This is a genomic window from Caballeronia sp. EK, assembly GCF_014384845.1.
In the GTDB taxonomy this organism is placed as follows: domain Bacteria; phylum Pseudomonadota; class Gammaproteobacteria; order Burkholderiales; family Burkholderiaceae; genus Caballeronia; species Caballeronia jiangsuensis.
On record NZ_JACSUE010000008.1, the window covers coordinates 112587 to 127166 of the forward strand.

The window sequence follows — 14580 nt, forward strand, 5'->3', positions numbered from 1 at the left end:
TTCTGGGTGGGTCAGTCGATATCCGGCACGCGCGCGAGACGGCGGCGCTGCCAGCCTTTTTCAACGAAATGCAGATAGACGATGCCCGGCACGCCGAGCAGCAGTTCACGCGCGCGCTTGGCGAGCGACAGCGCGAGCGCCGCCTCGGGCGGCAAGCCGACCAGACGCGCGAGCAGCAGATAGCCGCCTTCCTGCACGCCGAGCGAGCCGGGAATGGCGAAGGCCGCGCCGCGAATCGCCTGGCCGAGACTTTCGAGCAGCAGCGCTTCCGCCCAGCCTACCGGATGACCGAGCAGATGCAGCGCGAGCCACACTTCGCCCGTGCCGACGATCCAGCCGACGAGACTCAGACCGAAGCTCGACGCCACCTTGCCGCGCTCGCGATACATCTCGTGCACGGCGGCATCGACGGCTTCGGCGCGCGTGACGAGCGACGACCAGTCCCGCTTGGCCGAGAATCTCGCGGCGATGCCCGACGCGAAGCGCATCGCGCGGCCGAAAAGACCGCGCCGCTGCGCGAGATAGAAACCGAAGATCATGAGGCCGATCACGCCGATCACCGCCAGCACGGCGATCGTCACGGTCGACGACGAGCCGCCCGACGCGTAACCCGTCAGCAGCACGACGCCGATCAGCGCGAAGAGCAGTTGCGCGACGGTTTGCATCGTCGTGCTCACGGTGATGACGGCGGCCGCGTCGCGCGCGCGCATGCCGCGTTGCGCGAGATAGCGGACCATCAGCATCGGTCCGCCGATCTGGCCCGCGGGCATCAGGCTGTTCACCGATTCGCCGGCCCAGCGCGCGAGCAACGCGTCGAGCAGGGACACGTCGCGCTGACGGTCGGCGAAGAGCACGCTGATCGCGCCGGCATCGATGACGAGCGGCACGAAGTGAAACGCCGCGACCGCGAGCAGACCCCAGCCCGCCGCGGCCAGCGTCGATGCGACCGATCCGAAGCCTTGCCAGCCGAGCAGCGCGACGAACAGCACCACGCCGACCGACAGCAGGAATGTGCCCGCGCGGCTCATGCCAGTCCGTTCTTGCCGCCCTTGCGGCGAAAGACCTGCCTGAACCCGAAATACGCGATCGAGTCCTTCATGTTCGAAATGAAGCGCTGGAACGGACGCATGTTGGGGTTCGTCACGTACTCGAACGTGAGCGACACGCGCATCTCGTTCTCGCCGAGCGGCGTCACGCGATGGCGCAGCTTGTCGCCGTCGAAGAACACGAACGCGCCGGGCGGATATTGCACCGAGCCCGGCTGATCCGGAATGCCGGGCGTCTTCGTGTGCAGTTCGTAGTCGAGCTTGCAGGAGGAATCGTCGATCACGCCGAGCAGGAGCGTGTAGCGGCGGCCGTCGTAGTACGAGGTGTCGTAATGCCAGCCGATATGGTCGCCCGGACGCGTGTAGAAATAGAGCGCGTAGGCGTGCGGATCGTCTTGCGGCGAGAGTTGCAGCTTGTCGCCGGTGATCGACTCCAGCCACTTGATGAGCGCGTCCGAACGATACAGATCCGCGATGAACGGCGCGAGCTTGTCGAGCGTATGGCGGCTGACGCTCCCGCCCGCCTTGTGCCCCGGCAGATAGTTGCGGTTCACCGACGGCATCACGTCATGCACGGCCGCGATCAGCCGCTCGGTGAAATCGCGCGGCAGGAAATCTTCGATGTAGAGAAACGAGCCTTGCTGACCGTACTCGTCGCGCAGCTTCGGCGTGGGCAGCGTGACAAGCCGCGCGTTCATGGTCGAATCGATGTCGCGCTTCGACGGGCGAGTCACCGCCGCCCCAAGCGCGGGTTGCGTCAGCGTGTCGTCCGGAGTTGCCGTATCGCTCATCTCACCGCCTGGAAATCGTTGCCGTCTTTTGCAGGGGATGCCTGCGCGCGGCGTTTCAACTGCGAACTCACGCGCTGATAGTCCACCGCCACATAGATGGCGAAGAGCGGCGCGCCGATTGCCGCCGCGATCAGAAACGGCGTCATGCCGTTCAGAAGCGTCACGACCGGCAGCAGGTACAGCACGTCTTCCGTTTCGAATCCGGCCATCGACGCCTGCTTCGTGCCGGACTTGCCGACCATCGATTCGATACGCATGCGCAGAAAGAAGATCAGCGCGACCGCCACGCCCGCGATGCCGCCGAGCCATTGCGCGGGCACGGGCATCGACGGGTGATGTACGGCGACGTAAAACCCGATGCCGAGAAAGAGCAGCACGGTCACGAGCGCGTCGCACGCGAGGTCATAGAGATGGCCGATCTTGCTCGACTGTCCGCTGATGCGGGCGAGCTCGCCGTCGGTATGATCGACGAGGTTCGACAGCGCGATCAGCAGCGCGCCGAGCGTGCACATCCAGAACTGACCGAGCGACAAATAATACGCCCCGGCCAGACCGATGGCGAGGCGCAGCGTGGTCAGATGGTTGGGCGTTACCGGCGTGCCGACGAGCGGCGTGACGAGGCGGCGTGCGAGCCGCGCATCCCATGTGGTGGGCTCGGGAACGGCTTCAGGACGGGGCGGACACGATTTTGTCATCCCGGAAATATATCGCTAATTCGCCGAAGCTGCATATATTGCGGCCCGTCGTCGCGTCGATAATTCCCTGTTTAGTCAAGGCCAGCGGGCGTTTTTTAAACTTTCGCTGGAGCCGTGAGCAGAATCGGGCCCGGCACGCCGCGGCAATAATTTCCGACACGATTTCACGACGATGCGACGGCGCGCGGCCGTCGCATCCGTCCCGCGATCAATCGACGGTTTTGGCCGCGGGCGCGGGGGCCACGCCGCCGTTCGAACCGGCCGCCGCCGTTTCGTTGGAGATGCCGCCGTTCTTGTCGACGGGCAGCGTCACCGTGCGCACCGTGCCGTTGCCGAGCGGGAAATCCGCGAGTGCGCTGCGCACGAGGTAAGGCATCGCCTGATAGAGCGACGCGTCGCCGGTCGAGTTGACTGCCGTCACCTTGTAGGTCTCGCGACCGGTCTTGCGGTCGTTCATGCGGATCTGCAGCGCGTGGATATAGACGGGATAGCTCTGGTCGACGTAACCCGTCGCCCCCCACGGACCGTACGGTCCCCAGCCGCCCCACGGTCCGCCCCAGTACGGACCCGCGCCCCACGGACCGTACATCGGCCACGGATCATAGTAGACCGGCTGACGCACGGTCACCGTGTCGCCGCGAATCGAATAGGCGAGCGCGATCTGATAATTCGCGCTCGCCTCGGGGACCTGCCGGAAGTTGTATTTCGACAGCTCGTTCGCGACGAGCGTCTCGTAGGTCGTCTGCTCGATGCTGTTCTGCTGCTCGCCCTTGCGCGCGAACGCGTACGTGCGCGTCGTGTCGCTGCCGCTCCAGTCCGAGAACGCGGTGACCTGCGTCTGGACATAGGTGGTGCAGCCCGTGAGCCACATCGCCGCCAGGATCAGCGCGGCCCATCTGGCGAGCGCCTTGATCGGGAAATTCATGGTCATCCTCACTTCGTTGAGCACCCTTCTCAGTTATAGACAGCACCGCCGTGACCCGCACGGCGGCGTCCTGTTTTGTGGGTTCCACGACGCGCTGCGCCGCCCGATTCACGATCTCCGGACGGCTTGTACAATGGTTCGACCAGGCGCGCATGCGTTGGTGCGCTCGACCCGCGCACGCGAGACGCCGCCGCCGTTCAATCCAAACATGAAGATCTTGCCATGTCTACCACGACCGCATCCGCTGTGATTCGCCGCCAGGACTACACGCCGCCCGCTTTCCTGATCGATTCCGTGGCGCTCGAGTTCGACCTCGTGCCGGCGCGCACGGTCGTGAAGAACGCGATGAAGCTGCGCCGCAACCCGGACGCCCGGGGCGATGCGTCGCGCCTCGAATTGATGGGCGAACAGCTCGAATTCGTGAGCGCGGCGATCGACGGCGTCGCGCACGCGGATGTCCGTGTTCATGAAAACGGACTGTCCATCGGCAATATTCCGGCCGATGCTTTCGAGCTTAGCATCGAGAGCATCTGCAATCCGGCGGAGAACACGACGCTCTCCGGACTTTATGTCTCCAGCGGCAACTTCTTCACGCAGTGCGAAGCGGAAGGCTTTCGCCGCATCACCTACTTCCTCGATCGCCCCGACGTGATGGCCACTTACGTCGTCACACTGCGCGCCGACAAGAGCGCGTATCCGGTGCTGCTGTCGAATGGCAATCTGATCGAGGAAGGCGATCTGCCCGACGGCCGCCACTTCGCGAAATGGGAGGATCCATTCAAGAAGCCGAGCTATCTGTTCGCACTCGTCGCGGGCAAGCTCGTGTGCATCGAGGAGCGCATCCGGTCCGGATCGGGCAAGGAGAAGCTGCTGCAGGTCTGGGTCGAGCCGCACGATCTCGACAAGACCCGCCACGCGATGGACTCGCTCATCCATTCGATCCGCTGGGATGAAAAGCGCTTCGGACTGGAGCTGGATCTGGACCGCTTCATGATCGTCGCGGTGAGCGACTTCAACATGGGCGCGATGGAGAACAAGGGCCTCAATATCTTCAACACGAAGTATGTGCTCGCGAATCCCGAAACCGCGACGGACACGGACTTCTCGAATATCGAAGCGGTGGTCGGCCACGAGTACTTCCATAACTGGACGGGCAACCGCGTGACCTGCCGCGACTGGTTTCAGCTCAGCCTGAAGGAAGGCCTGACGGTGTTCCGCGATCAGGAATTCTCCGCCGACATGGCCGCGGGCGATGCCGAAGGCGCCGCAAGCGCGGCGGCGCGCGCGACCAAGCGCATCGAGGACGTGCGCGTGCTGCGCCAGATGCAGTTCGCCGAGGACGCCGGTCCGATGGCGCATCCCGTGCGCCCGGAAAGCTACGTCGAGATCAACAACTTCTACACGATGACCGTCTACGAAAAAGGCTCGGAAGTCGTGCGGATGTATCAGACGCTCTTCGGCCGCGACGGCTTCCGGCGCGGCATGGATCTCTATTTTCAGCGCTTCGACGGCCAGGCCGTGACCTGCGACGACTTCCGTCACGCGCTCGCCGACGCGAATCATCGCGATCTCGCGCAGTTCGAGCGCTGGTACAGCCAGGCCGGCACGCCGCGCGTGGCGGTCCGTGCGCACCATGACGCCGCGAACGGGCGCTACACGCTGACGCTCACGCAGGGATACGGCGACGGCTCCGAAGCCGCGCGCGACACGCAGGAAGGTCCGCTGCTGATTCCGTTCTCGGTCGGTCTGATCGGCCGGAACGGCGCGGATCTTCCGCTGCGTCTCGAAGGCGAGAAGGAGCCGAACGGAACGACGCGCGTGCTCGAATTCACGGAGCGCGAGCAGTCCTTCACGTTCGTCGATGTGAACGAAACGCCGCTGCCGTCGCTCCTGCGCAATTTCTCGGCGCCGGTGATCGTCGGATACGACTATACGAACGACGAGCTCGCGTTCCTGCTCGCGCACGACAGCGATCCGTTCAACCGCTGGGAAGCCGGCCAGCGTCTCGCCACGCGCGAGCTGCTCGCGCTGGCCGGACGCGCGGCCAAAGGCGAAGCGCTCGCCATCGACGAACAGGTGATCGCCGCGTTCGCCCGCGTGCTCGACGACACCACGCTCACGCCCGCGTTCCGCGAACTCGCGCTGATGCTGCCGTCGGAAAGCTATCTCGCCGAGCAGATGGCCGTGTCCGATCCGGCCGCCGTGCACGCGGCGCGCGTCTTCATGACCCGCCGTCTCGCGTCGCAATTGCGCGACAAGTGGCTCGCGACATATGAAGCGAACCGCACGCCGGGTGAATATCGTCCGCTGCCGGAAGATGCGGGCAAGCGCGGCCTGAAGAATCTCTCGCTCGCCTATCTGAGCCAGCTCGACGATCCGCGTGAAGCCGTCGACCTCGCGCAGGCGCAATACGATGCCGCCGACAACATGACGGACCGCTCGGCGGCGCTTTCCGCGCTCTTGCTCGCGAGCGCGACGAAAGGCGCGGATGCGACCGTCGCGGACGCGGCGCTCGCGGACTTCTATCGGCGTTTCGAGAACGAGGCGCTCGTCATCGACAAATGGTTCGCCCTTCAGGCGACCCAGCGCGGCGGCCCGGATCGCAAGGTGATCGAGATCGTGCGCAAGCTGATGCAGCATCAGGCGTTCAACATCAAGAACCCGAATCGGGCGCGCTCGCTGATCTTCAGCTTCTGCAGCGGCAACCCGGCGCAGTTCCACGCCGACGACGGTTCGGGCTATGCGTTCTGGGCCGAACAGGTGATCGCGCTCGACGCGCTCAATCCGCAGGTCGCGGCGCGTCTCGCGCGCGGGCTCGAACTGTGGCGCCGCTTTACGCCGCGCTTGCGCGAGAAGATGCACGCGGCGCTGAGCGAAGTCGCATCGAAGGCGAAATCGCGCGACGTGCGCGAGGTCGTCGAAAAGGCGCTCGCGGCCTGAAGGCTGTTTTGCGACCGCAGCGTGAAGTTTTGGCACGGCGGTCGCTGTCACATGGGGTGGCCGGGTCGAGCGGTTAGAATCGTGAATATTCGTCTAACGCTCACGGAGCCCTAGCATGTCCTCCATCTCCAGCCGCACCACGCTGTCGAAGTACCTCATCGAACAGCAGCGTGAACACCAGAACCTGCCGGCCGATCTCCGTCTGCTCATCGAAGTCGTTGCGCGCGCGTGCAAGCAGATCAGCTATCACGTGAGCAAGGGCGCGCTCGGCGAAGCGCTCGGCTCGGCCGGCAGCGAGAACGTCCAGGGCGAAGTGCAGAAAAAGCTCGACGTGCTCTCGAACGAAATCCTGCTCGAAGCCAATGAGTGGGGCGGCAACCTGGCCGCTATGGCATCGGAAGAAATGGAAAAGATCTTCCCGATTCCGAATCGCTATCCGAAGGGCAACTATCTGCTGACGTTCGATCCGCTCGACGGCTCGTCGAACATCGACGTCAACGTGTCGATCGGCACGATCTTTTCGGTGCTGAGTTGCCCGGACGGCGTCGAGCCGAGCGAAGCCGCGTTCATGCAACCGGGATCGCAGCAGGTCGCGGCGGGCTACGCCGTTTATGGCCCGCAGACGGTGCTCGTGCTGACGACAGGCCACGGCGTGAACTGCTTCACGCTCGACCGCGAACTCGGCTCGTGGGTGCTCACGCAGCGCGACATGACGATCCCCGACGAAACGCGCGAATACGCGATCAACGCGTCGAACGTGCGCCACTGGTACGAGCCGGTGCAGCGCTATGTCGACGAGCTGAACGCCGGCAAGGACGGCGCGCGCAAGGAAGACTTCAACATGCGCTGGATCGCGTCGATGGTCGCGGACGTGCATCGGATTCTGAATCGCGGCGGCATCTTCATGTATCCGGCCGATAAGCGCGATCCGTCGAAGCCCGGCAAGCTGCGCCTGATGTACGAAGCGAACCCGATGTCGTTCATCGTCGAGCAGGCCGGCGGCGCCGCGACCAACGGCGAGCAACGCATCCTCGATATCGTTCCGACGAGCCTGCATCAGCGCGTGGCCGTGTTCCTCGGATCGAAGAGCGAAGTCGATCGCGTGACCCGCTACCACCTCGAAAAGAAAAATTGATTCAGGCTATTGCCAAAACGAGAATGTGGTCGCTATAATCTTTTTTCTCTGATGCCGGAATAGCTCAGACGGTAGAGCAGCGCATTCGTAATGCGAAGGTCGGGGGTTCGATTCCTCTTTCCGGCACCACAAAGATTCAGGCAGCATCAAAAAACCCGCGATTACGCAAGTGATCGCGGGTTTTTGCTTTTGGGTCGATCCTGTGGAACGCGAGCAACGGGTTTCGCGTTTTTTGCAACGAACGTCGAGTTCGTACACGGGATTGCGATGCCAGCCAAAATCGGCTTCACCGATTTCACGAGCCGCCGCTCCGCGCACCTGATTCGCCTTATATGTGCGCTTTCGTACAACAACGAGCCATTTTCCGCTCCGCACCATCAAGCGTCAACGCTGGTTTCCCGGTATCGTTATATCCATAGAGGAAAAGCTACAGTTTAAGTACGCAACGGCTGAGCTTCGCGCCGAGCCATGCTGGGTGCGGCTCTCGCGGCTGCCATTAGAACTGTACTTTTTGCAGCAATTCAGTAAGTACCGGCAAGCAATTACCGATATCGACCGGTCCGCAACACGAACGATCATGCGCTGAACGTCGAATCGCGCGAATGGACTCAAGCCGAAGCTTTCGCGATCCGATAACGCATCTATAGAGAGAACCGTATTGGATATTTCGGCTGCATGTGGCGGCGCAAAAGCTGCATCGGCCAAGTTGGCGCAATTGTTGTAGTCATTGAGGAGAGAAATCATGGACGCAAAACCGACCAAAATCCCGACGCCCGACACAGTGCACTGTCCGGATCCGGAACCGGTTGGCGTCGAGTTTCTCGCGACCGAGCTGCCCGAGCATGTGCGCGCGTTCTTCGACGAACAGCGCAACTCGGCGCAGTCCAAATAGGCGGACATACTGGATCACGCCGTCGTCGTGAGAACGACGCCCGCTGCGCGCGGCGCACTTGGACCGTCCGGTCCGGATATGGCTCAGGCCAGGACGCGTCGCGCCCCTCGTTCATGACCGCATTCGAGCGAGTCGTGCAGTGCGGCTCGCCTCGTCGAATCGTTTTCCATCAATTGGCTGCTGTCGTTCAGATTTGAGGGCGGTGCGCTATTCTGGCGCTTTTGCCCGGATACCGATGCGCCGCCGATCGAACTCTTCCCTTCTCGTCTCCGCCGCTTTCGCCTGCGTGCTCGCGCTCGCCGCGCCCTCATCCGTGCACGCGGACGGCGACGATACTCCGTTCACCAACCTCATCGCACTCGTGTCGCAACGGCTCGCGCTCGCGGAACCGGTCGCGCGCTGGAAGTGGGCTCATCAGGAGCCGATCACCGACGCGCCGCGCGAAGAGGCATTGCTCAAGCATGTCGAAGAAAAGGCGTCGGCCGCGCAAGTCGATCCCGACTTCGCGCGGCAGTTCTTCCGCGATCAGATCGACGCCAGCAAGGATGTGCAGAACGCGCTCTTTGCCAACTGGCGTGCGCTGAAGTCGGCGCCGGAAGGGTCGCCGCCCGATCTCGCGAAGGACACGCGGCCGAAGCTCGATCGGCTCACGCAGTCGCTCGTGTCGGCGCTTGCGCATGTCGAGCCGATTCGTCACGCGGAGGACTGTCCGGTGCGGCTCGCCGAGAGTGTCGCGCGCTGGAAGCATTTGACACGCTACAACTCGTCGATGAACGCGCCGCTCATGCGCGCGCTCTCGCACGTGTGTGCTTCGGGCGGCGTGGGCGCGGTCGGCTGATCGCGCTTCAGACTGTGGACGCAACCGTTCCGCAGGCGATCTGTGTCACGGCGAGCCCGCGCGCGAGACGCTCGCTCAGGATTCGATAGGTCGACAGCTCGAACGCGGGTGAATCGGCGCTCGCGTGCAGCGCGCCGGCCTGCTCCAGTGCGCTGGCGGTGCCGAGATAGCACCAGTTGTCGATGACATGCCACGCGCGTTGCCCCGATGCCTCGTCGCGCTCCTCGATCGCGATCGCGCCCGCGTAAGGCCACGGCGCGCCGCGGGCGTCGCCCGGACGCGACTTCGGCGCGCGATTGTGCGCCGGACGCGCGCTCGCTATCCATTGCGCCTCGGCCAGCAGCGCGCCGATTTCGCCGCCCGTCGCTCTCCATTCGAGGCGGCGCACGAGCGCCGACAGACGCAGATCTTTCGCCGAACGTCGCGGGCCGACGAGATGCGAGCGCACGCGCTGACGCAAGCGCACGCTTCGGCCTGCGTAGAGCGGCGTGTCGTCGTCGCCATAGAACATATAGACGCCACAGCCCGCGACGATCTGCTCGATCGTGTCTTCGTCGATGTGCGCCGCGAGTTGGAACCGGCGCGTCACGCGTTCGAGGTGCGCACGCATGACATCGTGCGTGTTTGCGCGATGCAGGTGTTGCCAGAACTGCCAGAGCAGGTCGGCGTCGGCCAGCGCCCGGTGCCGCGCCGAAGGCACGAGCGCGTGGCGCTCGACGAGTGCATCGAGGCCGTGACGGCTTTCCGCCGGATAGATCGCGCGGGAAAGCTGCACGGTGCAGAGCACGTCCGGCGCGAAGCGAAGACCCATGCGCCTAAATTCGCCTTTGAGGAAGCCGTGGTCGAAGTGCGCGTTATGCGCGACGAAGAGCCGGCCGTTCAACCGTTCGAGCAGACCGGATGCGAGCTGCTCGAACGTCGGGGCGTCGCGCACCATCGCGTCGGTGATGCCGGTCAGTTGCTGGACGAACGCGGGAATCGGCTTTTGCGGGTTGACGAGCGATGACCATTGCGAGATGCCCGACGGCCCTGCCTCCACGATGCCGATCTCGGTGATGCGGTCCACGCCGAACGTGGCGCCGGTCGTTTCGAGGTCGACGAATACGATGGACTCGGATTGAAAAACAAGGTTTGCGGACAGATCGGGATGCATCGTGGACGGCGAAGGCGGCGCGGTGGGCGCCGGTGTGGAAACGTTGGCTGGATTGCCCATTCTAACGCAGCGTCGGATCGAGGGCTTTGCTCACGGAAGTCGCGGATGGCGGTTGGTTCGGATTATCTCCGAGCGCCGAACGAACTTGGCTCTAATGAGCCGTGCTGAATTTGATCTTTTGTTTCTTTATTATTCAGCTTTTGCTGATTTGTTATTCTCGCAATGGCGGATAACCCGTAATAGCATTCCCGGATTACCAGAGTCTTAGGTCACGTGCGTCGGTAGCTCGATCATGTCCGGGCAAATCGGCATCGAAGATGGCGACGGCGTAGGCCCGCGACCGCAGGCTCTACGCGGCGAACGGCCGGCGTTGTCTCGCGGGATGGCGCGTTGCGCCTATCTACGGACGCGAATATCACATTTAATTTTCGCTAAAAGATAATCGACTTTATCGCCCGACTTTCAAAGGTAAATCTGATTCGAACTACTGGAAACATCTACAGTCAGGGTCACGTTCGAATAGACCCCGAACAATATATCGACGCACACGAAGCATATTCATTCAAACTGAAACTAGATTATTCGAATCGTAAGTGTTTACTCCTCTTGCCCGATCCTCCAGCATTAAGCAACATGGAAACTAAGCTACGACTTAAATGTAATGGAGGGCAACCGACGATGATTCCACTTAATCGATTCGTGCATTGGCTGAAATCGTTCGCCGCGCCATCGATCACGCCAGCGACAGAGAGCGCTTCATCTCTCGATTTCGATCCCGTCTGGCATGGCGACCACTGGCAGAATCTGCTCTCATCGCCCATGGATGCCAGGCACTACGTGATGGAGGACTGGGCGACGCCGCCCGACGGCGACCTCGTGGCGGACGAAGGCGCCCAGACGCGATAGCGCGATGTGACAAAAAAAAGCGCGACCGGGAAGTCGCGCTGACAAAGTTTGGAGATCTTTTTCCGTCAACGAAAAAGTCTGCTTCGGAAAGCAGAAATGACAGTATAGCGATACGGTCCGCATTAATTACCTGCAAAAGCCGCAAACTTCTGTTTCAGATATCTCAACAATCGATCTTGAGAAATTTCCCGTCATTTTCAACGCGAATCATGTCGCGCATGCGCAACGTCATTTGGTTGACACCTCTGTCCTTACGACTTTATTCCCATATAAATCATTGTATATAAAGAAAAATATACGCTGCAACGATCATTGTGGCATCAACAATGGTTTATTGTGGAAATTGGAACGTCCCGCCTGTAACACCGTCTTTACACTTCGTCTGGTCCGGAAACAAATGTGTTGCATCGCCGATGCATTGCTCCTCCGCCCGCGCCTCTCGCAGCGCGCCGGAGCGAGGTTTCCTCAAAGCCTGGGTCCCCGGCCCAATCTGCTCTCGGAGTTACAAAGATGAAAAAGACTCTCGTGGTCGCCGCCCTGTCGGGCGTTTTTGCTACCGCCGCTCATGCGCAAAGCAGCGTCACGCTGTACGGCCTGATCGACGCCGGCATCACCTACACGAACAACCAGCAAGGCCATAGCAACTGGAAGGCGACGAGCGGTTCCGTCAACGGCAGCCGTTGGGGCCTGCGTGGTTCGGAAGACCTCGGCGGCGGCCTGAAGGCGATCTTCACGTTGGAGAACGGCTTCAACATCATGAACGGCACGAATGGCCAAGGTGGTCGCGAGTTCGGTCGTCAGGCATTCGTCGGTCTGTCGAGCAACCAGTTCGGCGCCGTGACCCTCGGCCGTCAATATGACTCCGTGGTCGACTTCCTCGGGCCTCTCGCTCTGACGGGCACGCAATACGGCGGCACGCAGTTCGCCCACCCGTTCGACAACGACAACCTCGACAACACGTTCCGCGTCAACAACTCGGTCAAGTACACGAGCGCGAACTACGCCGGCTTCAAGCTGGGCGCGATGTACGGCTTCTCGAACGAGGCAGGCGGCTTTGCGGATAACCGCGCTTACAGCGTCGGCGCGTCGTACAACTACGGCCCGTTGAACGTTGCGGCCGCGTACATGCAACTGAACAACGTCGGTTCGCCGACGAACAACGTCAACGGCGCGATCACGACCGACAACACGCCGTTCGTCGCTGGCCGTCAGCGCATCTTCGGCGGCGGCGTGAACTACGCGTTCGGCGCGGCAACCGTCGGCTTCGTGTTCACGCAAACGATGCTGGACAACGCTTCGTCGATCACCAACGTCGGCTCGCAAGGCGCTGGCTCGATCAACCTGACCGACGGTCACGTTCGCTTCACCAACTACGAAGTCAACGGCCGTTACAACCTGACGCCGGCTCTGTCGCTCGCGGGTGCTTACACCTACACCGACAGCCGTATCGACGGCGAAAAGCCGAAGTTCCACCAGTTCAGCCTGCAAACGGCGTACGCGCTGTCGAAGCGTACCGACGTGTACCTGCAAGGCGAATACCAGCACATGACCGACCAGGAAGGCCTGCCGTTCGGTGCGGTGATCAATGGTGTGGGCATGTCGTCGAACGGCAACCAGGTTTCGGCGACGGTCGGCATGCGTCACCGTTTCTAAGCTTCGCAGGCAGTCTTGTTGTAGAAAAGCCGCTCTTCGGAGCGGCTTTTTTTCGTCTGTACAGCGACGTTCGATCAGTCCGGATAGCGCACATCCAGAATGTCGATCTGCTGCACGCCCGCCGGCGTGTGCAGCGCGACCGTGTCGCCGGTCTTCGCCTTCAACAGCGCCCGCGCGACCGGCGAGATCCAGCTCACGTAGCCGATGTCCAGATTCACCTCGTCCACGCCGACGATGGTCACCGTCTTCGTATCGCCGTCTTCGCCCGCGTAGTCCACCGTCGCGCCAAAGAAGACCTGATCGACGTTCTCTTGCTTGCTGCTGTCCACCACTTCCGCGAGATCCAGGCGCTTCGTCAGGAAGCGAATGCGGCGGTCGATTTCGCGCAGCCGCCGCTTGCCGTAGATATAGTCGCCGTTCTCCGAGCGATCCCCGTTGGAAGCGGCCCAGGAGACGAGCTTGACCACTTCCGGGCGCTCCGTATCCAGAAGCTGCAGAAGCTCGTCACGCAGCCGCTTGTGGCCCGCTGGCGTGATGTAATTCTTCGTGCCCGCCGGGACATCGGGATGGCCGAGCTCGAGGTCGTCGTCGGTGTCATCCGACTCTTTGACAAATGCCTTGTTCATGATGCGGTCGATGCCGAGTGAAGTCCGATTGCGTGGGGTACTTGCGTTCCAGATACCAACTTACCACGCCGGAAGCCCCTTTCGTCGAACGCTTTCTGATAGAAAATTCGATAGTCTGGGCAAAACCCCTTCCTTTTCGGAATGGACTTGGCTATAATTCCGCTTCTGCGTGCGGCTGTAGCTCAGTTGGATAGAGTACTTGGCTACGAACCAAGGGGTCGTGGGTTCGAATCCTGCCAGCCGCGCCACCTATTCTGATGTTTTCACGCCCGGCGGTCGCGCCGCTCGATGAAGAGATCAAGCGCTTAACCAAAAGCGCCGTGCAGTATAAGCAGTACCGTTTTGCGTGCGGCTGTAGCTCAGTTGGATAGAGTACTTGGCTACGAACCAAGGGGTCGTGGGTTCGAATCCTGCCAGCCGCGCCATCTTTCGAAGGGCCTTCCATACGGAAGGCCCTTTTTGTTTCTGGCGACCTTGAAGCGTCGCCTATTGACGCGGCACCGAGCCGATATCGCCGATATGCAACTCCGGCCTCGGCACGTCCTCCACCGACGCCACCGCGCTCGACTCCCCGATCGCCTCCGCCCGCGCGCCGAGCAAGGTCTGCGAGCGGCGCGGGAATTCATCATCGACGTAATCGCCGAATGTGTGGCGCACGAAGGCGCGCAGCAATGCGATCCGCAGCGACGCGCCCCGCCCTTCCATCGGCTGGCCGTCCTTGCCGAAGCTCACGGTGCAGACCACCTCGCCGCGCCCGTGATCGTGCATCTCCAGCTTGCAGGCACGCTCCAGAACGACGGCCGCCGCCTCCCAGGAAGTCGACGGCAGGAAACGTCCGTCCCAAGGCTTGCCGCGGTCGTTGCCGCGTATGGAGAGCGTCTCTCCGCTGTCGGTGAAGTGAATCTCTCGGATGAATTCGTGCAGTCCGCGCGCGACCCAGTAGTCGAGCGTGGCGCCTTCGAGATCTGAAGTGTTCATTG

At 62.2% G+C, this 14580-nt stretch carries 13 protein-coding genes and 3 tRNA genes; 9 read left to right on the forward strand and 7 right to left on the reverse strand.

Annotated features, from left to right (window positions below; all coding sequences use genetic code 11):
- Positions 1–11: 11 nt before the first annotated feature.
- The 4 genes from IAG25_RS24820 to IAG25_RS24835 form a co-directional block, all read right to left on the reverse strand.
- Complete coding sequence (locus IAG25_RS24820; protein ID WP_187607221.1) at positions 12–1028, reverse strand: flippase-like domain-containing protein; 1017 nt, start codon at positions 1026–1028, stop codon at positions 12–14.
- The gene (locus IAG25_RS24825) at positions 1025–1837 is read right to left on the reverse strand and encodes a HalD/BesD family halogenase (RefSeq protein ID WP_187607222.1); all 813 of its coding nucleotides are present in this window, start codon (positions 1835–1837) and stop codon (positions 1025–1027) included. The genes IAG25_RS24820 and IAG25_RS24825 overlap by 4 nt, the downstream gene beginning before the upstream one ends.
- On the reverse strand, positions 1834–2532 hold the full coding sequence (locus IAG25_RS24830) for a CDP-alcohol phosphatidyltransferase family protein (protein ID WP_187607223.1): 699 nt from the start codon (positions 2530–2532) through the stop codon (positions 1834–1836). The genes IAG25_RS24825 and IAG25_RS24830 overlap by 4 nt, the downstream gene beginning before the upstream one ends.
- Before the next feature lie 208 nt (positions 2533–2740).
- Entirely contained in the window at positions 2741–3457 is a 717-nt protein-coding gene (locus tag IAG25_RS24835; RefSeq protein WP_187607382.1) for a DUF4136 domain-containing protein, read from the reverse strand.
- Positions 3458–3679: 222 nt separating this feature from the next.
- Here IAG25_RS24835 and pepN point away from each other — a divergent pair, with 222 nt between their 5' ends.
- The 5 genes from pepN to IAG25_RS24860 all read left to right on the forward strand — a co-directional run bounded on the left by pepN (position 3680) and on the right by IAG25_RS24860 (position 9262).
- Positions 3680–6397 carry an aminopeptidase N gene (pepN, locus tag IAG25_RS24840; protein ID WP_187607224.1) on the forward strand — a complete coding sequence of 906 codons (2718 nt, stop codon included), beginning with the start codon at positions 3680–3682 and terminating at the stop codon, positions 6395–6397.
- A 115-nt stretch (positions 6398–6512) separates the two neighbouring features.
- Positions 6513–7532: a class 1 fructose-bisphosphatase gene (locus IAG25_RS24845; protein WP_187607225.1), complete on the forward strand. Its 1020-nt coding sequence runs from the start codon at positions 6513–6515 to the stop codon at positions 7530–7532.
- 53 nt (positions 7533–7585) lie between these two features.
- Positions 7586–7661, forward strand: a tRNA-Thr gene (locus IAG25_RS24850).
- A 613-nt stretch (positions 7662–8274) separates the two neighbouring features.
- Positions 8275–8424 carry a hypothetical protein gene (locus IAG25_RS24855; protein WP_035505326.1) on the forward strand — a complete coding sequence of 50 codons (150 nt, stop codon included), beginning with the start codon at positions 8275–8277 and terminating at the stop codon, positions 8422–8424.
- Between the two features lie 235 nt (positions 8425–8659).
- A complete protein-coding gene (locus tag IAG25_RS24860) occupies positions 8660–9262 on the forward strand; it encodes a chorismate mutase (RefSeq protein ID WP_187607226.1) in 603 nt (200 codons plus the stop codon).
- A gap of 7 nt (positions 9263–9269) precedes the next feature.
- Here the strand turns inward: IAG25_RS24860 and IAG25_RS24865 are convergent, their stop codons facing one another.
- Positions 9270–10415 (reverse strand): exonuclease domain-containing protein, encoded by a 1146-nt coding sequence (locus IAG25_RS24865; RefSeq protein ID WP_187607383.1) that lies wholly within the window; start codon positions 10413–10415, stop codon positions 9270–9272.
- A gap of 678 nt (positions 10416–11093) precedes the next feature.
- Here IAG25_RS24865 and IAG25_RS24870 point away from each other — a divergent pair.
- Positions 11094–11321 (forward strand): hypothetical protein, encoded by a 228-nt coding sequence (locus tag IAG25_RS24870; RefSeq protein WP_187607397.1) that lies wholly within the window; start codon positions 11094–11096, stop codon positions 11319–11321.
- A 510-nt stretch (positions 11322–11831) separates the two neighbouring features.
- On the forward strand, positions 11832–12974 hold the full coding sequence (locus tag IAG25_RS24875; protein WP_035505317.1) for a porin: 1143 nt from the start codon (positions 11832–11834) through the stop codon (positions 12972–12974).
- A 74-nt stretch (positions 12975–13048) separates the two neighbouring features.
- On the opposite strand, the gene greB is transcribed toward IAG25_RS24875, so the two are convergent.
- Positions 13049–13600, reverse strand: a complete 552-nt coding sequence (gene greB / locus IAG25_RS24880) for a transcription elongation factor GreB (protein ID WP_035505314.1) — start codon at positions 13598–13600, stop codon at positions 13049–13051.
- A gap of 171 nt (positions 13601–13771) precedes the next feature.
- Between greB and IAG25_RS24885 the strand changes: the two genes are divergently transcribed.
- Together IAG25_RS24885 and IAG25_RS24890 are read left to right on the forward strand one after the other, a co-directional pair.
- Positions 13772–13848: transfer RNA gene (locus IAG25_RS24885), tRNA-Arg, on the forward strand.
- 100 nt (positions 13849–13948) lie between these two features.
- Positions 13949–14025 (forward strand) — tRNA-Arg (locus IAG25_RS24890).
- A 61-nt stretch (positions 14026–14086) separates the two neighbouring features.
- Here IAG25_RS24890 and IAG25_RS24895 read toward each other — a convergent pair.
- Positions 14087–14578, reverse strand: coding sequence for a phage protein NinX family protein (locus IAG25_RS24895; protein WP_187607227.1), 492 nt, complete (start codon positions 14576–14578; stop codon positions 14087–14089).
- Between the last annotated feature and the right edge of the window lie 2 nt (positions 14579–14580).